The organism is Actinosynnema sp. CS-041913, assembly GCF_050942485.1.
Classification (GTDB): Bacteria; Actinomycetota; Actinomycetes; order Mycobacteriales; family Pseudonocardiaceae; genus Actinosynnema.
In genome coordinates, this window is the sequence record NZ_CP192037.1 from 9,099,236 (window position 1) to 9,121,220 (window position 21,985).

General features: G+C 67.4%; 21 protein-coding genes. 7 read left to right on the plus strand and 14 right to left on the minus strand.

The window, feature by feature from the left end:
* Positions 1–45 precede the first annotated feature (45 nt).
* Complete coding sequence (locus ACQPZF_RS41325) at positions 46–180, plus strand: type II toxin-antitoxin system RelE family toxin (protein ID WP_433274956.1); 135 nt, start codon at positions 46–48, stop codon at positions 178–180.
* An 81-nt stretch (positions 181–261) separates the two neighbouring features.
* Here ACQPZF_RS41325 and ACQPZF_RS41330 read toward each other — a convergent pair whose 3' ends face one another.
* From ACQPZF_RS41330 to ACQPZF_RS41340, 3 genes are all read right to left on the minus strand, one after another.
* Positions 262–636: an NTP pyrophosphohydrolase gene (locus tag ACQPZF_RS41330; RefSeq protein WP_433266611.1), complete on the minus strand. Its 375-nt coding sequence runs from the start codon at positions 634–636 to the stop codon at positions 262–264.
* Positions 637–1,099: 463 nt separating this feature from the next.
* Positions 1,100–1,246 (minus strand): hypothetical protein, encoded by a 147-nt coding sequence (locus ACQPZF_RS41335; RefSeq protein WP_433266614.1) that lies wholly within the window; start codon positions 1,244–1,246, stop codon positions 1,100–1,102.
* A gap of 226 nt (positions 1,247–1,472) precedes the next feature.
* Positions 1,473–2,666: an AAA family ATPase gene (locus tag ACQPZF_RS41340; protein ID WP_433266616.1), complete on the minus strand. Its 1,194-nt coding sequence runs from the start codon at positions 2,664–2,666 to the stop codon at positions 1,473–1,475.
* 132 nt (positions 2,667–2,798) lie between these two features.
* Between ACQPZF_RS41340 and ACQPZF_RS41345 the strand changes: the two genes are divergently transcribed.
* The gene (locus ACQPZF_RS41345) at positions 2,799–3,425 is read left to right on the plus strand and encodes an SIMPL domain-containing protein (protein WP_433266618.1); all 627 of its coding nucleotides are present in this window, start codon (positions 2,799–2,801) and stop codon (positions 3,423–3,425) included.
* Here the strand turns inward: ACQPZF_RS41345 and ACQPZF_RS41350 are convergent, their stop codons facing one another.
* Both ACQPZF_RS41350 and ACQPZF_RS41355 read right to left on the minus strand, forming a co-directional pair.
* Positions 3,426–4,067, minus strand: coding sequence for a hypothetical protein (locus tag ACQPZF_RS41350; RefSeq protein ID WP_433266620.1), 642 nt, complete (start codon positions 4,065–4,067; stop codon positions 3,426–3,428).
* A 245-nt stretch (positions 4,068–4,312) separates the two neighbouring features.
* Positions 4,313–5,590, minus strand: a complete 1,278-nt coding sequence (locus ACQPZF_RS41355; protein ID WP_433274958.1) for an acetyl-CoA C-acetyltransferase — start codon at positions 5,588–5,590, stop codon at positions 4,313–4,315.
* A gap of 84 nt (positions 5,591–5,674) precedes the next feature.
* On the opposite strand from ACQPZF_RS41355, the gene ACQPZF_RS41360 reads away from it, so the two are divergent.
* Together ACQPZF_RS41360 and ACQPZF_RS41365 are read left to right on the plus strand one after the other, a co-directional pair.
* The gene (locus tag ACQPZF_RS41360) at positions 5,675–6,994 is read left to right on the plus strand and encodes a 3-oxoacyl-ACP reductase (protein ID WP_433266622.1); all 1,320 of its coding nucleotides are present in this window, start codon (positions 5,675–5,677) and stop codon (positions 6,992–6,994) included.
* Complete coding sequence (locus ACQPZF_RS41365) at positions 6,994–7,797, plus strand: MaoC family dehydratase (protein WP_433266624.1); 804 nt, start codon at positions 6,994–6,996, stop codon at positions 7,795–7,797. The genes ACQPZF_RS41360 and ACQPZF_RS41365 overlap by 1 nt, the downstream gene beginning before the upstream one ends.
* On the opposite strand, the gene ACQPZF_RS41370 is transcribed toward ACQPZF_RS41365, so the two are convergent.
* On the minus strand, positions 7,794–8,483 hold the full coding sequence (locus tag ACQPZF_RS41370; protein ID WP_433266626.1) for a TetR/AcrR family transcriptional regulator: 690 nt from the start codon (positions 8,481–8,483) through the stop codon (positions 7,794–7,796). The two genes, ACQPZF_RS41365 and ACQPZF_RS41370, sit on opposite strands and share 4 nt — an antisense overlap.
* 98 nt (positions 8,484–8,581) lie before the next feature.
* On the opposite strand from ACQPZF_RS41370, the gene ACQPZF_RS41375 reads away from it, so the two are divergent.
* Together ACQPZF_RS41375 and ACQPZF_RS41380 are read left to right on the plus strand one after the other, a co-directional pair.
* Complete coding sequence (locus ACQPZF_RS41375) at positions 8,582–9,232, plus strand: SCP2 sterol-binding domain-containing protein (protein ID WP_433266628.1); 651 nt, start codon at positions 8,582–8,584, stop codon at positions 9,230–9,232.
* A 7-nt stretch (positions 9,233–9,239) separates the two neighbouring features.
* Positions 9,240–10,454 carry an acyl-CoA dehydrogenase family protein gene (locus ACQPZF_RS41380; RefSeq protein ID WP_433266629.1) on the plus strand — a complete coding sequence of 405 codons (1,215 nt, stop codon included), beginning with the start codon at positions 9,240–9,242 and terminating at the stop codon, positions 10,452–10,454.
* 636 nt (positions 10,455–11,090) lie between these two features.
* On the opposite strand, the gene ACQPZF_RS41385 is transcribed toward ACQPZF_RS41380, so the two are convergent.
* The 4 genes from ACQPZF_RS41385 to ACQPZF_RS41400 all read right to left on the minus strand — a co-directional run bounded on the left by ACQPZF_RS41385 (position 11,091) and on the right by ACQPZF_RS41400 (position 15,679).
* Positions 11,091–12,161 (minus strand): DNA cytosine methyltransferase, encoded by a 1,071-nt coding sequence (locus ACQPZF_RS41385; RefSeq protein WP_433266631.1) that lies wholly within the window; start codon positions 12,159–12,161, stop codon positions 11,091–11,093.
* Between the two features lie 15 nt (positions 12,162–12,176).
* A complete protein-coding gene (locus ACQPZF_RS41390; RefSeq protein WP_433266633.1) occupies positions 12,177–13,946 on the minus strand; it encodes an ATP-dependent nuclease in 1,770 nt (589 codons plus the stop codon).
* An 830-nt stretch (positions 13,947–14,776) separates the two neighbouring features.
* Positions 14,777–15,472, minus strand: coding sequence for a Crp/Fnr family transcriptional regulator (locus ACQPZF_RS41395; RefSeq protein WP_433266635.1), 696 nt, complete (start codon positions 15,470–15,472; stop codon positions 14,777–14,779).
* Positions 15,473–15,475: 3 nt separating this feature from the next.
* Positions 15,476–15,679 carry a hypothetical protein gene (locus tag ACQPZF_RS41400; RefSeq protein WP_433266637.1) on the minus strand — a complete coding sequence of 68 codons (204 nt, stop codon included), beginning with the start codon at positions 15,677–15,679 and terminating at the stop codon, positions 15,476–15,478.
* A 671-nt stretch (positions 15,680–16,350) separates the two neighbouring features.
* Here ACQPZF_RS41400 and ACQPZF_RS41405 point away from each other — a divergent pair.
* Complete coding sequence (locus tag ACQPZF_RS41405) at positions 16,351–16,719, plus strand: VOC family protein (RefSeq protein ID WP_433266639.1); 369 nt, start codon at positions 16,351–16,353, stop codon at positions 16,717–16,719.
* A 144-nt stretch (positions 16,720–16,863) separates the two neighbouring features.
* Here ACQPZF_RS41405 and ACQPZF_RS41410 read toward each other — a convergent pair whose 3' ends face one another.
* The 4 genes from ACQPZF_RS41410 to pdhA form a co-directional block, all read right to left on the minus strand.
* The gene (locus ACQPZF_RS41410; RefSeq protein WP_433266641.1) at positions 16,864–17,769 is read right to left on the minus strand and encodes a MerR family transcriptional regulator; all 906 of its coding nucleotides are present in this window, start codon (positions 17,767–17,769) and stop codon (positions 16,864–16,866) included.
* A 160-nt stretch (positions 17,770–17,929) separates the two neighbouring features.
* Complete coding sequence (locus tag ACQPZF_RS41415; RefSeq protein WP_433266643.1) at positions 17,930–19,435, minus strand: dihydrolipoamide acetyltransferase family protein; 1,506 nt, start codon at positions 19,433–19,435, stop codon at positions 17,930–17,932.
* A gap of 14 nt (positions 19,436–19,449) precedes the next feature.
* Complete coding sequence (locus ACQPZF_RS41420) at positions 19,450–20,472, minus strand: alpha-ketoacid dehydrogenase subunit beta (protein ID WP_433266645.1); 1,023 nt, start codon at positions 20,470–20,472, stop codon at positions 19,450–19,452.
* A complete protein-coding gene (pdhA, locus tag ACQPZF_RS41425; protein WP_433266647.1) occupies positions 20,472–21,665 on the minus strand; it encodes a pyruvate dehydrogenase (acetyl-transferring) E1 component subunit alpha in 1,194 nt (397 codons plus the stop codon). Before pdhA ends, ACQPZF_RS41420 begins: the two co-directional genes overlap by 1 nt.
* Between the last annotated feature and the right edge of the window lie 320 nt (positions 21,666–21,985).

Consider the following 21,985-nt stretch of genomic DNA (forward strand, 5'->3'; position numbering starts at 1 on the left):
GGTGCAGCTTCCGCTCTCGACCCACGCCCGCCTGGGTCTCGCGCGCTGGTCGGCCAACCCGCCGGTGTCATGCGGATCAGGATCGGCGACCACCGGGTCATCTACCAGGTCGAGGACGCCAAGGTAATGGTGACGGTCGTGCGGGTGGCGCATCGCCGCGAGGTCTACCGCAAGCTTTGACCACGATTTGAAGTGGAAGAACACTGCTGCCGCCGGCGAGCCCGGACGAGCTGGCGCCCTGGATCTTCGAACGGTGGGCGGTCATCGCACGGAGCGGGGGCCCAGGACGTCGGCGCCAAGCTCGGTCACGCGGCGGCGGAGGTCTCGGTCTGCGGTGATCACCACGCACCGTCGTCCGGCGGCTTCGGTGCGTACCACTTCCACGATGGCGTCGTCGCCGGACGTAGTGGCGGAGACCACACGGACGCCTGTGACGGACTGCACGTGGCGGGCTTTGCCTTCGACCACCAAGACGACGTCGAGCGGGCCCAGGGCGACGGCGGGTAGGCCGTGCTCACCCACCTCTACCAGCGAGTTTCGCAGTTTTACGGCCGCGCCTTCCCGGTCGCGCCACCACCCGTCGGGCACGGATCCGATGACATTTGCGGCGTCAACCACCAGGAGTGGACGGCTCATCGCGCCATGCTCTCAGCAAACCCTCAAAAAACTGTCGTACCCCGATGGCACCATGGATGGTGTCCATGGGGGACAAGACACATTCAGGGGGATAGTGATGATCAGGCATGCCCGCAGACAGGACGAGGACACCTGGACCGGCTCGGCCACGTCCAAGTAGCAGTTCGACGTAGTTCGAACACGTCCTAAGCGGTCGGGGGAGATATGGGAAACCCCGCGGTGCTGCCAGGTCGGGGGTCCGACAGCATCGCGGGGTCACCATGAACATCGAGACACGATCGTGAACTGTTACATCCACTACCGGGTGTGACACAAGTCACGTTTCGACGTCCTCAACATAGCCGAAGACCCTGTCGCGCGGGAGGTGCGACAGGGTCTTCGACATTTCCCCCTTTGCCGACCGCGCTGGACGACGGGGCGCACACCCGGTGTCGATCGGGTGGTCGTCGCGCGCGGAGGGCTTTCAGCGGAGGGTGGTCACCTGGGCCTGGGCGATCGCCATCAGCTCGTGGCGCATCGCCGGGGTGGACGCCGAGTCGATCGCGCGGGCGACAGCCTTGCGGTTGCGAGCCTCGACACGACGAGCGCGGAGCTTCGCAGTGAAGTTCATCGGGGTTTCATCCCTCTCAAAGGTGTTCCTCGGTGGTGTGCCTCAAGTATGCACCCTTGACGCGGCGAACGCACCCGATTGTCCGGTGAGTTGGCGCACAGGCCGATGAATCTCCGGCAGCCACCTGAACAGCCCCTACGATTCGCCTGACAGACACCTACCTGAACCGGACAGCCCGAGGACGACTCCCTAGCGTGAGCGCTAGAGAGCCGCAGGCAACCGGAGATCAGTCCTCGCGCCCCAGCAGGAACCGGCCGAAGTGCGGCACGGTGAACGCGATCTGACCGCGTTCCGCGCTGTAGACCAGGCCTTTCTTGATGAGGCTGTCCCGCGCGGGCGACAGCGACGACGGCTTGCGGCCGAGGTGGTCGGCCACCTGCGCGGTGTTCACGCCCGCGTCCTTGCCGTCGGTCAGCTCCGCCATCGCCCGCAGGTACTCCCGCTCGGCCGGCGTCGCCCGCTCGTACCGCGACCCGAAGAACCCGACCGCGAGTTCCGCGTCCGCCTCCGGCGCGGCCACCGCCACGTCCAGCGCGCTGATCGGGTCGGCGGGCGCGGCGTCCCACGCGGCCTTGCCGTAGGCCTGGATGAAGTACGGGTAGCCGCCGGAGGCGTCGAACAGGGCGTCCAGCGCCTCGTCCTGGATGCCCGCCTCCTCCCGTTCGACGGGCGCGAGCACGGCCCGGTCGGCGTCCTCGCGGGCGAGGCGGTCGATCCGGACGTAGCGGAACAGCCGTTCCGAGTACGACTTCGACGCCGACAGCACGGTCGGCAGGTGCGGCAGCCCCGCGCCGACCACGACCAGCGGCGCGCCGGACTGCGACAGCTCGTGGCAGGCCGCGCACAGCGCCGAGATGTCGTCCGGCGGCACGTCCTGCATCTCGTCGATGAGCAGCGCGACCCCGGTGCCCACGTCCTGCGCCAGCTCCGCGACCTCGGTGAACAGCTCCACCAGGTCGATCTCGATGTCCCCGGAGTCGGCCCGGCCCTGCGCGGCGGGCACGTCGATGCCCGGCTGCCACCGGTCGCGCAGCTTCGCGTCCTCGGGGTTGGCGCGCAGCGCGAACGCCTTCAGCACGCCGAGCACGGCCTCCACCCGGTCGGGCGCGCGGTGCCGCACGGCCAGGTCGCGGATCGCCCGGTGCAGGGCGGCGGACAGCGGGCGGCGGAGACCGGCCTCGGGCCGCGCCTCGATCTTGCCCGCGCCCCACCCCCGCTTCACCGCCATCGACCGCAACTCGCCGAGCAGCACGGTCTTGCCGACGCCGCGCAGCCCGGTGAGCACGAGGCTCCGCTCCGGCCGGCCGCGCGCCACCCGTTCGAGCACGACTTCGAAGGCGCCGAGCTCCTTGTCCCGCCCCGCCAGCTCGGGCGGTCGCTGCCCCGCGCCGGGGGCGAACGGGTTGCGGACCGGGTCCATCCTCGGACGGTATCGAGCTGTCTACGGCCGATCCAATACTCGGCGCGTGTCGGCGTGTATTCGTTTATCTAGTGCTTCTGCTAGATGGTCATATCGTTGCGGATGATCCGGTAGGCGGGTTGGCTGGACGGCGTGGCTGAAGTCGTGACCAAGGGGACCGGCAAGGTCGAGCGCACCGCCGACCGGGCCGAGGTGCAGGTGAACTTCGAGACCGTCGGCGCGACCCGCAACGAGGCGGTCGACCAGCTCACCGGGCGCGTGGCGTCCGTCGAGCCGGCGCTGGAACGGCCGGGCGTGGAAGTGCGGTCGCGGCAGCTCGCCGTGCACGACAACTGGGACGGCCGCCGCCGGGCAGGCAGCCGCGCGTCCCAGCAGTACGTGCTGCGGGTGCGTGACCTGACCAAGCTGGACGACCTGCTGTCCGCCCTGGTGGCCGCCGAGCCGACGTGGCTGAACGGCCCGCAGTGGCAACTCGCCGCCGACGCCGATGCGGTCCGCGAGGCACAGCGGGAGGCCGTCCTCGACGCGCGCCGCCGTGCCGAGGGCTACGCGGAAGCCTTGGGCGCACGCCTGGGCACGCTGCAACGGCTCTCCGACGGGGACGGCGAGATGTGGGCCGCCGAGTCCGTCATCGGCAGCCCGATGGCGGCCTACGGCGGCTCGGTCGGCGCCCCGCCGCAGATGGACCAGCTCAACCTGCAGGCGCAGCAGATCGTGGTGACGGTCCACTGCACCGCCACCTGGACGCTGCTGGACTAGCTATTCCCACACGGTGACGTGGCCGGTGATCCTGTTGTTCTCACCGAAGCCGAGGATTTCGATCCGAAAGATCCGACCACCGGGCGTCCTACCGCACACCCGGCTGCCGACGATCAAACTGTCGGCGTCTTTCCGCGCGTGGTCGAAAAGGTAGCCGGCACAATCGGCCCGGCCCGGCAGGGCGTCGTCCAGCCACTGCACGAGTTGGTAGTCCGGGTCGCCGTGCAGGACGTCCCGGTGCGTCGGCCAGACGTTCATCCCCTCGATATCGCGCGGCTGCGCCAAGTCGAGGTGGTAGCTGCCGAAGGTGAGCGAACCGCGGTACCGGACGGCCTCACCGCCCGGATCGGCCGGCGGAGGAGCGACCGCGACGGTGGTCGCGCCGTCGGCGACCGTGCCCAGGGGCGCCTCGACTACCGCGGACGGGGTGATTGCGCTGGTAGCCGGACGAACGGGCGCGCTGACACGTCCGGTTCCGGGGACGGCGTGGGACGACTCCGGCTCGGGCGGCGCTGCGACCGGATCGGCCGAGGCCGAGGGAGTCGTCGCCGAAGCGGTCGTCGCCGAGGCCGGTGCGGCCTGCCCGGAGGCCTCGTCGTCAACGAGGTAGTGCATCGCGACCGGGATCAGCGCAGTGCACACGGTCGCGATCGCGATCACCCTGTTCGTCCCGTTGCGGAACCACCGCGCCTTTTTGCGACGCGGCTCGGTAACCGAATCCGGCTCACGATCCGGGTCGTCCGACGCACTGTCCGTATCCGGCAAATCACTACTCGCCACGCATGCTCCTCCGGTGTCGGGACATCACCGGAGGAGCGTATGCGGACATTGGAGACGACAATGCCGCGGGCCTATTATTCGAAATCACCCAGGAATTGGTTGGACCATTACCGCTCCACGATCGCCGTCACGCCCTGCCCGCCGGCCGCGCAGATCGAGATCAGGCCCCGCCCCGAGCCCTTCTCCGCCAGCAGCTTCGCCAGAGTCGCCACGATCCGCGCACCGGTAGCCGCGAACGGGTGCCCCGCCGCCAGTGACGAGCCGTTGACGTTCAGCCTCGACCGGTCGATCGACCCCAGCGGCGCGTCCAGACCCAGTCGCCCCTTGCAGAAGTCCGCGTCCTCCCACGCCTTCAGCGTCGCCAGGACCTGCGACGCGAACGCCTCGTGGATCTCGTAGAAGTCGAAGTCCGGCAAGGAAACCCCGGCCCGCGCCAGCATCCGGGGCACCGCGTACGCCGGGGCCATCAGCAGACCCTCGCCGCCGTGCACGTAGTCGACCGCCGCCGTCTCGGTGAACGTCAGGTACGCCAGCACCGGCAGGTTGCGGGACGCCGCCCACTCCTCGCTCGCCAGCAGCACCACGGACGCACCGTCGCTCAACGGGGTCGAGTTGCCCGCCGTCATGGTCGCGTCCTCGCCGCGGCCGAACACCGGCTTCAGCTTGGCCAACTTCTCCACCGACGAGTCCGGCCGCAGGTTCTGGTCGCGGGTCAAACCCTGGAACGGCGTCACCAGGTCGTCGAAGAAGCCCCGGTCGTAGGCGGCGGCGAGGTTGCGGTGGCTGGCGGCGGCCAGCGCGTCCTGGTCTTCGCGCGCGATGCCCCACTCGCGGGCGGTGATGGCGGCGTGCTCGCCCATCGACAGGCCGGTGCGCGGTTCGCCGTTGCGCGGGATGTCCGGCACCACGTGCTTCGGGCGCAGCTTGGCCGCCGCCTTGAGCTTCGCGCCGGTGGTGCGGGCGCGGTTGATCTCCAGGAGCACGCCGCGCAGGTCCTCGTTCACGCCGATCGGCGCGTCGCTGGTGGTGTCGACGCCGCCCGCGATGCCGGACTCGATGTGCCCCAGCGCGATCTTGTCGGCCACCGCGATCACGGCCTGCAGGCCCGTGCCGCACGCCTGCTGGAGGTCGTAGCCGGGGGTCTCGGCGGACAGCGCGCTGCCGAGTACGGATTCCCGAACCAGGTTGAAGTCGCGGCTGTGCTTGAGCACCGCGCCGGCGACCACCTCGCCGAGCCGTTCGCCCTGCAACGCGAACCGGCTCACCAGGCCGTCCAGCGCGGCGGTGAACATGTCCTGGTTCGACGCCGTGGCGTAGGGGCCGTTCGAGCGGGCGAACGGGATTCGGTTGCCGCCCAGGATGGCAACCCTCCGGATGTCGGCCATGTCGTCCTCCGGGTACGGGAGTGTGTTGCCCATACTACCTACTCGTCAGTAGACTTACTACTGAGTAGGGAGTGTGATGTGCGCATGGATCGCTACCAGTCGTTCGCCAGGTCCGGCCTCGGCCGGTTCGTCGTCGGCAAGCTCGGTCTGCCCGACCCGTACCCGCTGCGCCGGCACTCGCCTGCCCGACCGCCGCTCGACGGCCCGGTGCTGCTCGGCGGCGGCGGACGGCTGGTCGAGCCGGTCCGGGCCGTGCTCAAGTCCATCGGACTGGACGTCGCCGCAGGTCAGGCCACCGACGACCGGTACGGCGCGCTGGTGTTCGACGCGACCGGCATCGACCGCACCGAACGGCTGCGCGAGCTGTACGAGTTCTTCCACCCGGTGATCCGCTCGCTCGGACCGTGCGGCCGGGTGGTCGTGCTGGGCACGCCGCCCGCGTCCGCCGCGTCCCGGGTCGCGCAGCGTGCGCTGGAAGGCTTCACCCGCAGTGTGGGCAAGGAACTCAAGCGCGGCGGCACGGCGCAGCTCGTGTACGTGGCCGAGGGCGCCGAGGGCAACGTCGAGTCCACCCTGCGCTTCCTGCTCTCCGGGCGGTCCGCGTACGTGTCCGGCCAGGTCGTCGACATCGACGCCGGCCCGGTCGAAACGCCCGACGACTGGTCGCAGCCGCTCGCCGGCAAGGTCGCCCTGGTCACCGGCGCGGCGCGCGGCATCGGGGCGGCGATCGCCGGCGTGCTCGGCCGCGACGGCGCGCACGTCGTCTGCCTGGACATGCCCGGCCAGGGCGACGCGCTGTCCGCCGTGGCGAACCGGGTGAACGGCTCGACCGTGCAGCTCGACCTCACGTCGGCCGACGCGCCCGCCAGGGTCGTCGAACACCTCACCCAGCGGCACGGCGGCGTGGACGTCGTCGTGCACAACGCGGGCATCACCCGCGACCGGACGCTCGGGCGGATGGACGAGGGCCGGTGGGACGCGGTGGTCGCGGTCAACCTGGCCAGTCAGGAACGGGTCAACCAGGTGCTGTTCGACGCGGGCGCGCTGCGGCCGAACGGGCGGATCATCGGCGTGTCGTCCATCGCGGGCATCGCGGGCAACGTCGGCCAGACCAACTACGCGACCACCAAGGCGGGTGTGATCGGCCTGGTGGACTCGCTGTCCGCGCTGGTCGACGGCACCGGTACGACGGTCAACGCGGTCGCGCCCGGCTTCATCGAGACCAAGATGACCGCCGCCGTGCCGCTGGTCATCCGTGAGGCGGGACGGCGGATGAACAGCCTGTCCCAGGGCGGCCTGCCGGTGGACGTCGCGGAGACCATCGCGTGGTTCGCGCACCCGGCGTCGGCCGGCGTCAACGGCAACGTCGTCCGCGTGTGCGGGCAGAGCCTGCTGGGGGCGTGATGGCGAACCTGACCTGGCTGTACGCGAAGGCCGCGCTGACCGGGTTCACCCGGCGCGGGTCGTCGCTGCCGCCCGACGTGCGCACGGCGCGGGTCTCCGTCGACCGCGAGCACTTGGCCGCGTACGACCGCGTGTGCGGGTTCGGGGTGCGTGAGGAGCTGCCCGTCACCTACCCGCACGTCCTGGCGTTCCCGTTGCAGATCGAGCTGATGACCGGGCGCGGCTTCCCGTTCCCGCTGCCGGGTCTCGTGCACGTGGCGAACCGGATCACGCAGCACCGGCCGTTGCTCGCGGCGGAACCGCTGGACCTGCGCGTGCACGTGGAGAACCTGCGTCCGCACGAGCGCGGGCGGCAGTTCGACGTGGTGTCCACGGCTTCGGTGGACGGCGAGCAGGTGTGGGTGGATGTGTCGACTTATCTCCGCCGGGGCGGGGGTTCCGGCGGCACGGAACCGGGCGACCGCCCCGAACCGCCGCGCCCGACCGGCGTCTGGGAGGTCGGCGGGGACATCGGACGGCGGTACGCGGAGGTCTCCGGCGACCGCAACCCGATCCACCTGCACGCGCTGACCGCGCGGGCGTTCGGCTTCCGCCGGGCGATCGCGCACGGCATGTGGTCGAAGGCGCGGTGCGTGGCGGCGTTCGAGGGCCGGCTGCCCGCCGCCTGCACGGTGGACGTGCGGTTCAAGGCCCCGGTCCTGCTGCCCGCGGAGGTGGACTTCTCGGCGTCGCCCACGGGCGCCGGGTGGCGGTTCGCGCTGTGGTCCGAGCGCCCCCACCTGGAGGGCACGATCACCGGCTAGTCGCCGCCCGAGCCGGATTCCGCCGCCCGCCGCGACGGCGGGTGCCAGACGTTGCCCGCCACCAGGTCGCCGAACCCCATCCACACCAGGTTCATCAGGCGTGCCGCGACCACGCCGGCGGGCTCCTCCGGGTTGTCCAGCCACCAGTCGGCCAGCGACTCGCCCGCGCCGACCAGCGCGGCGGCCAGGGACTCGGCCTCCTTGTCGCCCGCGCGAGGCACGTTGGGGAAGTCCGACGAGTGCACCAGCAGCGCCGCCACCAGGCTGATCGCCCGGCCGCGCAGGTCGGCCAGCTCCTCGGCGAACGGGCCGCCCTGGGACGACGCCTGGCGGTGCAGGACCTGCCAGCTCGCCCGGTTGCCACTGACGAAGCCGAAGAACGCCCGCAGGCCGCTCCACAACTGCACGTCCGGCGGCTGGTCGGGCTCGACGCCGGTCGCGATGGCCTCCATCATCCGGGTGGCCTCCCGCCGGATGCAGGTGGCGAACAGCTCCTCCTTCGACCCGAGGTACGCGTACAGCATGGGTTTGGAGATGCCCGCGACCTCGGAGATCTCGTCCATCGACGCGGCGTGGAAACCCAGCCGCGAGAAGACGTCCACCGCCGCGTCCAGGATCTGCCGTTCACGCACCGCGCGGGGCAGTCTCTTGGCTCGGCCGGCACGGACCGGTTGCTCTGCGTGCATCGCACCCCCTGAAGGCTGGGACAAGATTATCGGACCCCCTTGTCGCTCTACCTACTCGTCAGTAGTCTTACCAACGAGTAGGTAGCGGAGGTGCCACCATGACCATCGACCTCACCACCGAGGCGATCGCGAAGCTCAGCCCCCGGGAGCTGATCTCAACGCTCAAGCAGGTCGATCCCGCCGATCCCGCGCTGAAGGATGTCGACATCGACGTCATCGCGCGCGGCATCGACCCGAAGAAGCTCGGCAAGGACGAGTTCGCCGACCTGCTCGGCACGCTGGGCGACCTCGCCGACGCGGGCGCGGACCTCGACCTGGCCAAGATGGACGCGCAGAACTTCGCCCGGATCATCTCGCGCGCGTCGAAGGACCAGGTCGACGCCGTCACCGGCCGCGCCGGCCTGCGCGAGCGGGTGCTGGACGAGGTGTTCCGGCGCATGGAGGTCCACTTCCGCAGCGACCGCGCCGGCGCCACCCGCGCCGTCGTGCACTTCCGGCTGTCCGGCGGCTTCGGCGACGGCGGCCACGACGTGTACGAGGCGGTCATCGAGGACGCGGCGTGCACGATCAACAAGGGCGCCACCCGCGAGTCCCGGGCGACCGTCACGCTCGGCCCGGTCGAGTTCCTCAAGCTGGCCACCGGCAACGCGTCCGCCCCCGTGCTGTTCATGACCGGCAAGCTGAAGGTCAAGGGGGACCTCGGCTTCGCGGCGGGGTTCATGAGCCTGTTCGACATCCCGAAGGCGTGAGGATCACATGGGCGGCTTTTCGCTGGAGCTGAACGAGGACCAGGAAGACCTGCGGGAGTGGGTGCACGGCTTCGCGAAGGAGGTGATCCGCCCCGCCGCGGCCGAGTGGGACGAGCGCGAGGAGACCCCGTGGCCGGTCATCCAGGAGGCCGCGAAGATCGGCGTGTACGGCTTCGAGTCGCTGGCCACCTGGTTCGCCGACCCGATCGGGCTGTCCCTGCCGATCGCCACCGAGGAGCTGTTCTGGGGTGACGCGGGCATCGCGCTGGCCCTGATGGGCACCGGACTGGCGGCGGCGGGCATCTTCGCGTCCGGCGAGCCCGAGCAACTGGCCGAGTGGGTGCCGGAGTGCTTCGGCACCGAGGACGAGCCGAAGCTGGCGGCGTTCTGCGCCTCCGAGCCGCAGGCGGGCTCCGACGTGGCCGGCTACCGCACCCGCGCGGTCTACGACGAGGCGACCGACGAGTGGGTGATCAACGGCCAGAAGGCGTGGGCCACCAACGGCGGCATCGCGAACGTGCACGTCGTCACCGCCGTGGTGGACCCGGCGCTCGGCTCGCGCGGCCAGGCGGGCTTCATCGTGCCACCGGGGACGCCGGGCCTGTCGTCGCCGGGGAAGATCAGGAAGCACGGCATGAGGGCGTCCCACACGGCCGACGTGTTCCTGGACGACGTGCGCGTGCCGGGGCGCTGCCTGCTGGGCGGCAAGGAGAAGCTGGACCACCGGCTCGCGCGGGCGCGGGAGGGCCAGAAGGCCGGCGGGCAGGCGGCGATGGCGACCTTCGAGACCACGCGGCCGACCGTGGGCGCGATGGCGGTGGGCGTGGCGCGGGCGGCCTACGAGTACGCGCTGGAGTACGCGAAGGACCGCACGGCGTTCGGCCGGAAGATCATCGAGAACCAGTCCATCGCGTTCGACCTGGCGAACATGAAGATGGAGATCGACGCTTCTCGGCTGCTCGTGTGGCGGGCGGCTTGGATGGGGCGCAACAACGTGCCGTTCACGGCTGGTGAGGGGTCCATGTCCAAGCTCAAGGCCGGGGAGGTGTCGGTGTGGGCCACTGAGCGTGCGATCCACATCCTCGGTGGGGCCGGGTACACGCGGGAGCACCCGGTGGAGCGGATGCATCGGGACGCGAAGATCTTCACCATCTTCGAGGGGACGTCGGAGATCCAGCGACTGGTGGTGGCGCGGGCCATTTCGGGGCTGCACATCCGCTGATTGATCTTCCCAGGCCGTCATCAGGCCGTCTGGGACGCGGACGGGTCTTCAGGACGCGGAAGACCCGTCCGATTGCGTCTAACTGTGCCAACTCGATCATGTATGGGTAGCTCCGGGAACCGCGGCAGCGACTTACCTCTTAACCTTGCCGACTGAGGCGCCATGGCCAACCTGACCGCACCGACAGTCCGTGCCAACAGTTCATGAGTTTATTCAGAATCTGCTTGCGACAATCCAAATGGTTCGCCGCTTTTTTATGACTGAAGCCAATCCATATCATGGCGCGTAATTGAACCGCAGTACTATAGGCGCAGTCTAGAGTTGGCACTAATTTACCGAGTAAAACACCAGACGGTAGATAATCGACAACCAAGCAAGCTCAACTTGGTTACGACGAACTAAACCGACGAACACCTTGAAAAGGTCCTGCATGATGCTTTCTCGAAACTGACTAGTGCTGCATCTCCGAACGTTGACCCGGTAATCGGCGTGAGGACCTGACGGATCGGACTGGTTTCGTAGATCGTGTGCGGGAGGTGGTTGTGGCTCGTCGTCCGGAGGTGTTCGTCCGGCCGGAATCGTCACAACGATGTCCACATTGCTTAAATCATGGACGGCATAACCGTGGTGCTAGTGCTATGCAGCATGAGCCTGAGAGCGAGTCCGAGTTCCCCGCTTTCTAGCGGGAAGGCTGGAAATTATCGTTTCACCGATACGTTGCGCCAGAAGCGGAGGAACCGCGTTGCCTACCTGGCGCCCTTTCGACGTCAGAGTTCCATGAAACTTGAAGTCGCGCGGAAAAGTCTGCAGGCAAGCCGCTTCTCGCAGACTAATTGCCCGCGGTTGGTCAGGGTGGCCATAACGTCCGTTAGAGTAGCTCAAACATCTGGTTGTCATGGCAGAAGCGGGCCGGTCCCATGCCAGACGCCCATACACGTCCGAGTGTCCTGAATGGCCGCGGTGACAGTCAAGGAGTAGGTCTTCGCCCCACGTTTCACGGCCCTTGCCTTCAGCGGTGGCAAGAATACGCTTAAGGTTGAGCGGAGAAAGCGACATAGCGGCATGATCAGGGTCATTAGGGTCCGTTTCTCCGGCTTCAAGATACGGAAGACCGCTTGCCCAATCGCGAAAAGTCGCGGCTTTTTTACCGTTACCCGAGCCGTGCGTTGACTGCGGAATAAGTGCCATTGTTCCTCTTGCCGCGACCAAGACTAGGCGCTTCCTCATTTGCGGAACTCCATAGTCAAGCGCGGAAAGCACCTTGCATGCAACGTCATATCCGTGGTCTTCGAGAGCCTGGACAAAACTGTTAAACGGGCCGGTCTCGCCAACCTTCTGCAGACCAGGCACATTCTCGACCACGACGAAGTCAGGACTCAACGCAAGGATGAACCTTTGGAACTCAGAGAGGAGAAACCGCCGAGGATCATCTTGAGAAATGGATCTATTCTGGGCGGAAAACGGCTGACACGGAGCGCAGCCCGAAAACAGGATTGACGTCCGCTTCGGTAGAGTCTTCTTAATCTCTTGAACCGTAAGCGTCCTGATGTCGCGCTCGAAGAAGTGCGCTTCAGGGAAGTTGGCGCGATACGTAGAAGCAGCATCAGGGTCATTATCAATACCCGCTACTATGGACATGCCAGCTTCACGGAAGCCGAGGCTGGTGCCTCCACAGCCCGAAAAGAAGTCCACCACTGCAACCGTCACGCTGGCCTCGTCCGTTCAGTCCCGCTCCAAGAAAGTCTGCACTTGCGTGCGGATGGACTCTAACACACTATCTGAATCGTCAATAGAGGCGAGTGCTCGTTCCTGCTCCGACAGGATCTCACCTGCGTTAACTTCCTCCCATTCAGCCCTTCCGAGCTGTTGGGTCGTTCGCTGGACCCACACGCCCTTAGGGTCATCGGTCGGGTTTCGCCCTTCCATCTGCAAGAGCAGCGCATCTGGGTTCAGACCTGGAAGGTACCCAACGTGTTCGGGAAGCCAGGACAAGACCTTGCGGAGTTGAATGGGTCGATCGCCGCTCGCCGCTTGATTGCCTTGGCCGTTGAGCGCAAGAACTGGTTTGCCGCCGAGCTGCTTCTGCACGAAGTCTTCCAAATCGGCATCCGCAACCGTACTTGATAGAGGTACTGGCTCGCCTGGATATTGATCTCCATCCAGCAGTACCAGAGAGCGCTTATCCTCGGCGATCGCGAGAGCAGGGATGAACCGTACCCTAATATTCGCCGCGCCTCCAGGAATCGGCCGTACCTCGAACCGGAAATTGACTCCAGGACCAAGTGGTCGAGTCGCACGCTTTACGAGGGCAGCGGCAAGTCGGTCTTCGACGTAGATCACCTTGTCGCACGTGATCTCAACCCCAAGCCGAAAGAACGCTTCAGAAGCGTACGACGTTTGCGCGACCAGTTCAACTTTGCCGTCCGCCGTGGACGGTTGCAGAACTTTTATTGCGTTCGAAGGAAGATTCTTGATTATTTCCGGAGCGTGCGTAGATATGACCACTTGATGATTACGCTTTTTTACCTGATCCACCAGGAACTCCATCAAATTGCGCTGGGCGCCAGGATGAAGTGAAACTTCCGGCTCATCCAAAAGTATAAGTGAGCGCTTCGGCGCTTCTGTGACCTTCTTGACGAGGATGGCTGCCGCGAATTCGCCGCTGCCCGCGAAGGCTTCCGAATACCTTAGATCGTGAGACCGGAGAATTACGGTGGATCCCGCGACATCCAGATAGTTGTGCGCCATGATGCGCACTGAGCTGTAATCTCGGCCGATGATTCGAGAGAGCCAGAGACGCTGTTCTTCCGTTGCGTCCTTCGCGGCCTCTACGACCCTATCCGAGCTATACAGCTTGTGCTTGTCGCGACCGGTATTTAGAGATTCCGCCATGTGACCTGCACGACGACGGATGAATGCCTTTTTCTCGGCCGGTGTAGCGAGTCCTTTCTTGTAGGGAACGTGGAAGAAGAATTTGTCGTATGCCGAAAGTTCCGATCTAAAGTCTAGGTATGTAACGTGTTTCTGAATAGCTTTCCATCGAGTCTTGGTTCGCTCAGGGGGAGGTTCCACTCCTGGCTCCAGCTCGGGCATGCGCTTCATGCCGTCACCGAGGAGGGGGCGCGACGGTTCAAAGTAGTCTGGGTTCTCTTCACGCACGATGCGCGTTTTGATGACCTCGACAATTTCACCAATGCTCTGCGCCAGATAGCCGTGAATGAACCTGTGCCTATCGACGTTGTCGATTGTGTCCAACGATGTCGAGAACCAGTAGTTTCCGACATTGTAGTAGTCGGGACAACCTTGCAGAGCCCGAAGGATCGCAGTCTTATTTGTGCCGTTGGGTCCGACAAGGGCAGTTATCGGATGGGTGAACTCGATCTGCGTACCTTCACGAATATTGCGGAAGTGCGGAAAGCGAATGTGACGAATAAAAGGCTCGAACTTTTGTGCCACCATCATTCTGGCCAGCTTCTGGTGCTCTTCGTCCACGCTACTCTCCTGCCGATCCGCCATAGGCTCATGACTGTGAAGTGATGCTAGAGGATCAGACGTCGATACGCGACGGTCGGAACATGAGCGGCGTGTTGTCGATCATCGGTGGAGGGTTGTAACATAAACCCGTCGGCGTACGATTTGTATCGATCCCTCATCGATGTCTCGAGTTAAGTTCGCAGGTGACCAGCTCTTTGTCTCGCGCTGCAGGGCTTGGCTCTATGAGATCAAGTCGCGATACGGGGCAACGATGTTGCCACCGACTCCTGCATCACGGCGCGCCGGGCTCCAGCCCGTCGGGCGTGCGCGAAGGTCGGTGCACTTGATCGGGTGGCGGAGCGCAAGCGACGACGGCCGACAGGACGACGAGCTCCAAGCGGCACCGGTTGGGACGATCGCGCGGTCCTGCGGCTTGGACGGCCGGGCACGGCGATCGACGCCCACCGACGCTCCGCGGCAGCGGCTAACGCGAGTGTGCAGGCATAGCGGAGGGCATCACCTTGGCACGTGAGTCGTTGCGGTTGGCACCGGTGTCCGCTTGGTGCAGTGATCAACTTTCAGATCGTCTACAAGCCGTGAGAGGTCGAGCGGGGTTGGTCAACGACTGTGAACGTTCACTGGGTATGCCTAGGTCAGATAGCCATTCCAGGCGATATGGACAGATCAGGGCTACTCCGGCGCAAGATCTTCACCGTTCTCGCGGGACTTCGGAGATCCAGCGACTGGTGGTAGCGCAGGCCATTTCGGGTCTCTAGATAAGGTAAGGCCGACCGTGTGCGAGTCGGCAGGGGTGGGGTCCTTCGGGATGCGGAGGACCCCACCCGTGCTCAACTCTCCTTGCTGATCAGTTCCCGCAGGTCCACCTTCACGTACATCCGCCGGTAGCCGGTGATGAGCACGCCCTCGTTGCGCAGTTCCGCCAGGACTTTGGCCACCGCGTGCACCGAGGCGCCGACGGCGGAGGCCAGGTCGATGTGGCTGAGGCCCACATCGAGTTCGATTCCCCACGGGCTCGGCCGGCCGAACACGGCCTGCATTCGGGACAGGAAGGCGATCACCCGTCCGCGCACCGAGTAGTTGGCGAAGGCGAGCGCCGCTTCCCGGAGGGCTACTTGTGCGGCCATTGTCTCGGTCAGTGCTTTGTGCACGCCGGGATGACGTTCCGCAAAATTGCGGAACTTTGTCTGGTTGATCACCAGACAATCGGTGCGTATTCCGGCCACGTGCGAGGTGTGGCTCTGCCTGCGCAGCAATGCCGCCTCGACGCTGAGCAGGTCGCCGGGGCCTGCGACGTTCACCAGCACCGGTGAGCCTTCCGGTTGGGCGAGGCGGAACACCTTGACCACGCCGTCCAGCACCACCCGCACCGGGGGCGTCGCCTCGCCCTGGGTGCTCAGTCGCGCGCCCGGCGGGTAGGTGATCTGGTGGCCGACCACGAACAACGCGTCGACCGCCGGTTTGCCGAGCCGGCTGGTGAACGAACCCCGGTGCCACGACCTGCGTGGATGCGCTTCGACGCTCATCGCTCAGACCGGCCCGCCGAACGCGCCGAACGCGCCCACGATCACGGCGATCTCGGCCAGCACGCCCCCGAGCGCCACCAGGACGCGCACCATGGTGCGGGGGGCCGCGACGGACAGCCGCCACACCACGAAACCGATCAACCCGAGGAAAGCCAACGCCACTATCCCGGCCGTGATCACCAGGACTGGATCTTGAGAAGTCGCCATCACCCTTCCCTGTTCTGCTCGCGGAGCCCGGTATCGCAAATCAATCGCAACAGGGTTGGTGGCGCTGGATTAGGTCGCCACCCTGAAGCGTTGATCGAGCCTAGGAGTAATGACCCGGTCAGGGCCAGAGCTAACGCGGGTGACGTGGTCGGCGATAGCCGGAGTGAGGGGATCAGGTGTGTCGGCGCTGTTGGGCTATGAACACTCTGCGTTCACAGTTGTTTAACTTTCGGGCGACCCGTCACCCGTTTCGGGCAGTTGCCCGCAATGTGACGTCCGTGAAGACGAACCGTGCGAACCTGTAAAAATGGATAGAACAGTACGGCGCGAGGCCCCAATGTTCGGTGGGTGACGCGTCGGTTCTCTTCGCGGAGCCCGGTGTTGTCGCAGGTCGAAGCGTATGGCGGGGTAGGGGTGGATCCCTGGCCCGCTTTACGCCTCCTGATCGACCCTTTCAAGCCATCCCACCTTTGTCGCCCGCACCCCGTGACGTTGCCCGCACCCACCTGGCGCAGCGCGCTGACCTGCGGCGTGATCAGTGCCACACCCTGCACATTGCCTTGTTTCCGGCCCTTCGAACCCGTCACGCGCTGTCAAGATCACGCGCCACGACTCGGTGACTGTCACCGTTCGGGAGAGCGGGGCTCCGTTCGACTCGTACGCTTCGGTGCATGATCGGGACGTTGCAGTGTGTCGTGCTGGACTGCCCGGAGCCCAAGGCGTTGGCCGGGTTCTACCAGGGGCTGCTCGGTGGCGAGGTCGACCGGCCGGGGCAGCAGTGGTCGTTGGACGCCGACTGGTCGACGCTCCACACGGACGGCGGGGTGTTGTGCTTCCAGCGGGTCGCCGAGTACGTCGCTCCCCGGTGGCCTGATCCGGCCAGGCCGCAGCAGTTCCACCTGGACATCGCGGTGGACGACCTCGGTGTCGGCAAGGCCGAGGTGCTGCGGCTGGGCGGGGTGTTGCTGGACGACTCGCAGGAGGTGTGGTGGGTGTTCGCCGACCCCGCCGGGCACCCGTTCTGCCTCGTCCGGGAGTGAGACACCGGGGAACGAAATGCGGACGGCCTCCTTGCCCGCGCGTGCTGCGGACAAGGAGGCCTTTGCGCTTGCGGCCCGCTCGGTCGGCCGAATGCGTTCCGCGCCGGCGGCGCTTCGGCTTCGGCCGACCGAGCGCGTTCCGCGCTAGCGGCCCGCTTCGGCCAGCCAGGCGCGTTCCACGCTGGTGTCCGGGATCGGCGGCCAGCCGTTGATCTTCGCGATCAGCGTCCAGTAGCGCTCCGCCCTCGGGTCGCCGAACTGGTCCAGCCAGCGCGACAGTTCCGGACCGACGGGCGTGCCCAGGGCTTCGCCCCAGCGCTCGTTGATCTCACCGGCGATCAGGCGGGCCTCGTCGGACGTCGGCGGCACACCCGCGTCCAGCGCCGCCCGCGCCCGGCCGATCGCGTGCTGGAACGCCTCCACCTGCGCCGGCGAACCGCCGCCGGACAGGTCGGCGCCCTCGGCGCGCATCTCCTGGTGCCGCTCCGACATCCGCCGGATCGACGCCCGGAAGTCCTGGTCGCGCACTAGGTTCACCAGTTCGATCCACGCCTCCAACTGCTCGGTCGACGGGTCGTCGGGCAGCTCTACCCGGACCGACCGCATCCGGTCCCGGAAGGCCGGGTCCAGGTCCAGGCCGCCGAACACCTCGTCGAAGAAGTCGTCCAGGATCGCCTGCCGCTCTTCCTCCGACAGCCGCGCCAACTCGTGCACCATCTCCACCTCCCCGTTCCGGGCCACCACCCGCAGCACGGCCCGGCGCAGCCGGAGCGTGCGCAACTGCGCGTCGATGGCCTCCGCGTGCGTCCGCGCCACCTCGGCGACGGACACCTCCCGCGCGAGCACGCGTTGCGCCGTGGGCAAGTCCACGCCCAGTTCGCGCAGCGTCCGCAGGAGTTTGAGCCGCGCCAGCCCGTCGACGTCGTAGGTGCGGAACCCGCCCGCGGTCCGTCCCGTCACGGGGATCAGACCGGAGTCGGAGTAGAACCGGATCGTCCTGGTGGACAGGCCGGTCATCCGCGCCAGCTCGCCGATCGAGTAGTGCGTCACGGGGACCACCTTGAACTTTCCATCTACTGGAACTTCAACCTCTTTTAGCTCGGCCGGGAAAACGAACCGGGTGGGGGCCGCAGCCGGGGAAGCGAAACGGGTGGGCGCCGTGGTCGGCTCCCACCCGTTCGGTGCTCGGTGCGTCAGTACGTCCGGTGCGTCAGTACGTCATCGCCACGCCGGGGTCGGCCAGCAGCGCGCCGACGTCGGCCAGGAACTGCGAGCCCTGCTGGCCGTCGACCACGCGGTGGTCGAAGCTCAGTGCGAGCTGGCAGACCTTGCGCGGCACCACTTGGCCGTCCACCACCCACGGCATGTCCCGGATCGCGCCCAGGGCGAGGATCGCGGACTCGCCGGGGTTGATGATCGGCGTGCCGGTGTCGACGCCGAACACGCCGACGTTGGTGATGGTGATCGTGCCGTTCAGCATGTCCGCCGGGGTCGTCTTGCCGTCCCGGGCGACCGTGGCCAGCTCGTCTAGCGCGATGGCCAGCTCGCGCAACGACATGCCGTCCGCGTCGCGGACCTTCGGGACCACCAGGCCGCGTGGCGTGGCGGCGGCGATGCCCAGGTGGATGTAGTCCTTGTAGACGATCTCGCCGGCCGCCGCGTCCCACGTCGCGTTCACGTCGGGGGTGCGGCGGGTCGCCAGGACCACCGCCTTCGCCGCGAACGCCAGCGGGGTGAGCTTGACGTCGCGGAACTGGGGCGAAGTCTTCAGCCTGGCGCGGAGTTCCATCATCGGGGTCACGTCGACGGTGAGGAACTCGGTGACGTGCGGTGCGGTGAACGCGCTGTCCACCATCGCCTGCGCGGTCGCCTTGCGGACGCCCTTGATGGGCACCCGGCGCTCCCTGCTCGCGCTGTCCACAATGGACTCCGCGGGCACGCTCGGAGCGGCGAGGGCCTGTTCCACGTCCTCGCGGGTGATCACGCCGCCGGGGCCGCTGCCGGACAGGGCGCGGAGGTCCACGCCCAGGTCCTTGGCCAGTTTGCGGACCGGGGGCTTGGCCAGCGGCACGTACCCGCCCGGTGTGGCCGGGGCCGCGGTGGTGGCCGACGCGCTGCCGGCCGAACCAGCGCTGGCGGCCGGAGCCGAACCAGCGGGCGCAGCGGCCGGAGCCAGAGCCGAACCAGCGGGCGCGGTGGCCGGAGCCGAGGCCGCGGGCGCGGTGGTGGCCGAAGCCGAGGCGGTGGCCGGGGCGGGTGTGGGTTTCGGCTGCGTGACCGCGGGTGCGGGCGGGGCGGACGGGACCGCTGTCGCGGCGACCGGGGCCGGCGCGGGCGCGTCCCGGCGGGCGCGGCGTTTCGCCGGGCCCGACTTCGGGCCGTAGCCGACCAGGTTGGCGACCCGGCCGCCGTCCTCGGCGGGTTTCGCCGCCGCGCCGTTGGTCTCCGGCGCGGCGGACGCCGTGCCGGACGGGTCCACGTCGATCGTGATGATCGGCACGCCGACCTCGACCGTCTGGCCCACCTCGGCCAGCAGCTCGGTCACCACGCCGTCCCACGGGCACGGCAGCTCGACCGCCGCCTTGGCGGTCTCGATCTCCACGATGATGTCGTTGACCTTGACCTGGTCGCCCGGACCCACGTGCCAGGTGAGGATCTCGGCCTCGGTCAGCCCCTCGGCCGTGTCCGGCAGGGGGAATTGCTTGAACTGCGGCATCGGCGGAAGTCCCCTTACCAGGCCAGTGAGCGGTCGACGGCGTGCAGCACCCGGTCGAGGTCGGGGAGGAACTCCTCCTCCAGCTTCGACGGCGGGTACGGCGTGTCGAACCCGGTCACCCGCAGCACCGGCGCTTCCAGCGAGTAGAAGCACTCCTGCTGCACCTTCGCCGCGATCTCGCTGGAGATGGACGCCTCGCTGGGCGCCTCGGTCACCACGACCAGCCGCCCGGTGCGCCGCACCGACTCGTACACCGGCCCCAGGTCCAGCGGGGACAGCGAGCGCAGGTCCACGACCTCCAGCGAACGGCCCTCCTCCTCGGCCGCCGCCGCGGCGTCCAGGGAGGTGCGGACCATCGGGCCGTAGGTCACCAGGGTCGCGTCCGTGCCGGGGCGCAGCACCCGCGACGCGTACAGCGGTCCGGGCTCGGCGGTCGTGTCGACCTCGCCCTTCTCGTAGTAGCGCCGCTTGGGCTCGAAGAACAGCACCGGGTCGTCGGAGTCGATCGCCTGCTGGATCATCCAGTACGCGTCGGCCGCGTTCGAGCACGACACGACCTTCAGGCCGGCGGTGTGCGCGAAGTAAGACTCGGGCGACTCGGAGTGGTGCTCGACCGCGCCGATGCCGCCGCCGAACGGCACCCGGATCACCATCGGCAGCTTGATCCGGCCCTGCGTGCGGTAGTGCAGCTTCGCGACCTGGCTCACGATCTGGTCGAAGCCGGGGAAGATGAAGCCCTCGAACTGGATCTCGCACACCGGCCGGTAGCCGCGGATCGCGAGGCCCACCGCCGTGCCGATGATCCCGGACTCGGACAGCGGCGTGTCGAGCACGCGCTGCTCGCCGAAGTCCTTCTGGAGGCCGTCCGTGATCCGGAAGACGCCGCCGAGCTTGCCGACGTCCTCACCCATCACGAGGACCTTCGGGTCGGCCTCCATCGCCGCGCGCAGGCCGTTGTTGATCGCCTTCGCGATGGTCAGCGTCTGCTTGGCGGCGGGCGCGGCCGAAGTGGGGCGGTCCATCGTCGGAGCAGCCATCAGTGCTCACCTCCAGCGAAACCGGCGTGGTAGGCCAGGAACTCGTCGCGCTGGGCCTCCAGCACGGGGTTGCCCTCGGCGTAGACCTGGCTGAAGATCCGCTCCGCGGGCGGCGTCGGCAGGCCGACGCAGTGCGCGCGCATCTCGATCGCCAACGCCTCGGCGTCGGCCTCGACCGCGTCGAAGAACTCCTGGTCCGCCCACTGCTGCTTGACCAGGTGCACCTTGACCCGCTCGATCGGGTCCTTCAGCTTCCACAGCTCCAGCTCGTCGGACAGCCGGTAGCGGGACGGGTCGTCGGACGTGGTGTGCGCGTCCATCCGGTAGGTGAAGGCCTCGATCAGGATCGGGCCGTTGCCCTGGCGGCACTCCTCCAGCGCCCAGCGGCTGACCGCGAGGGACGCCAGCACGTCGTTGCCGTCGACCCGGATGCCGGGGAAGCCGTAGCCGCGCGCCCGCTGGTAGAGCGGGAGGCGGGACTGGCGCTCGGTGGGCTCGGAGATGGCCCACTGGTTGTTCTGGCAGAAGAAGACGAGGGGCGCGTCGTACACCGCCGCCCACACGAAGCCCTCGTGCACGTCGCCCTGGCTGGTCGCACCGTCGCCGAAGAAGCACATGGTGGCCTCGCTGTCGGCGTCGCCCACCTTGCCGTCGAACTTCTGGCCCATCGCGTACCCGGTGGCGTTGAGGACCTGGTTGCCGATGACGATCGTGTACGGGTGGAACCGGTGCTCCACCGGATCCCACGAGCCGTTGTCGGTGCCCCGGAACATGCTCAGGATCTCGCCCGGCTGGACGCCCCGGCACCAGGCCACCCCGTGCTCGCGGTAGCTGGGGAACGCCATGTCCATCGGCTTGAGCGCACGGCCCGCGCCGATCTGCGCGGCCTCCTGGCCGAGCAGCGGCACCCACAGGCCCAGCTCGCCCTTGCGCTGCAACGCGTTGGCCTCGCGGTCGATCCGGCGCACGAGGACCATGTCGCGGTACAGCCCGCGCAGCTCCTCGGCCGAGATGTCGATGTCGAAGTCCGGGTGCTGGACCCGCTCGCCCTCGGGGGTGAGCAACTGCACCAGGTCGGCGCCGCCCTCGTCTGTCGCTCGCAAGCCTGCGATCACCTGTTCCGCGGTCGGTTTGGCGGCGGTGGCCGGCGGGCTGTCCGGCCCCGGGTGCGTCCATTTCTCAGGGGACGACATTGCGCCTTACTCCTCGTCTACGAGGCCGCCAAGTCGCTCGTGACGACCATGCGCGGCGGCACCGCCGGTCGCCGCCACCCTGGTGAGGGAGGTCGGACAACCGTCGGCGCTGACGGTGTTCTCATCCACAGTTCTCATCCACATCCTGACACGGGCTCACTCGACATGGTGAGCCCCGTCCCAGTTTGTAATCGAGCGCGCACCCGCCTGAACAGGGATAACGATAGGAAGGCCAATCTTCGGCAGTCCGAGCAGGACGTCCGGAGATCGAACGCCCGTGTCCCGGTTACCGATCGTTAACCACGGTCCGTACGCCACCG

Excerpts from the sequence above, each read along its gene's own strand:
- pdhA (WP_433266647.1), bottom strand. The coding sequence starts at position 21,665 with ATGTCGTCCCCTGAGAAATGGACGCACCCGGGGCCGGACAGCCCGCCG.
- ACQPZF_RS41370 (WP_433266626.1), bottom strand. The coding sequence starts at position 8,483 with ATGCACGCAGAGCAACCGGTCCGTGCCGGCCGAGCCAAGAGACTGCCC.
- ACQPZF_RS41335 (WP_433266614.1), bottom strand. The coding sequence starts at position 1,246 with ATGAACTTCACTGCGAAGCTCCGCGCTCGTCGTGTCGAGGCTCGCAAC.
- ACQPZF_RS41330 (WP_433266611.1), bottom strand. The coding sequence starts at position 636 with ATGAGCCGTCCACTCCTGGTGGTTGACGCCGCAAATGTCATCGGATCC.
- ACQPZF_RS41395 (WP_433266635.1), bottom strand. The coding sequence starts at position 15,472 with ATGAGCGTCGAAGCGCATCCACGCAGGTCGTGGCACCGGGGTTCGTTC.
- ACQPZF_RS41405 (WP_433266639.1), top strand. The coding sequence starts at position 16,351 with ATGATCGGGACGTTGCAGTGTGTCGTGCTGGACTGCCCGGAGCCCAAG.
- ACQPZF_RS41415 (WP_433266643.1), bottom strand. The coding sequence starts at position 19,435 with ATGCCGCAGTTCAAGCAATTCCCCCTGCCGGACACGGCCGAGGGGCTG.
- ACQPZF_RS41365 (WP_433266624.1), top strand. The coding sequence starts at position 6,994 with ATGGCGAACCTGACCTGGCTGTACGCGAAGGCCGCGCTGACCGGGTTC.
- ACQPZF_RS41375 (WP_433266628.1), top strand. The coding sequence starts at position 8,582 with ATGACCATCGACCTCACCACCGAGGCGATCGCGAAGCTCAGCCCCCGG.
- ACQPZF_RS41400 (WP_433266637.1), bottom strand. The coding sequence starts at position 15,679 with ATGGCGACTTCTCAAGATCCAGTCCTGGTGATCACGGCCGGGATAGTG.
- ACQPZF_RS41380 (WP_433266629.1), top strand. The coding sequence starts at position 9,240 with ATGGGCGGCTTTTCGCTGGAGCTGAACGAGGACCAGGAAGACCTGCGG.
- ACQPZF_RS41360 (WP_433266622.1), top strand. The coding sequence starts at position 5,675 with ATGGATCGCTACCAGTCGTTCGCCAGGTCCGGCCTCGGCCGGTTCGTC.
- ACQPZF_RS41355 (WP_433274958.1), bottom strand. The coding sequence starts at position 5,590 with ATGGCCGACATCCGGAGGGTTGCCATCCTGGGCGGCAACCGAATCCCG.
- ACQPZF_RS41420 (WP_433266645.1), bottom strand. The coding sequence starts at position 20,472 with ATGGCTGCTCCGACGATGGACCGCCCCACTTCGGCCGCGCCCGCCGCC.
- ACQPZF_RS41340 (WP_433266616.1), bottom strand. The coding sequence starts at position 2,666 with ATGGACCCGGTCCGCAACCCGTTCGCCCCCGGCGCGGGGCAGCGACCG.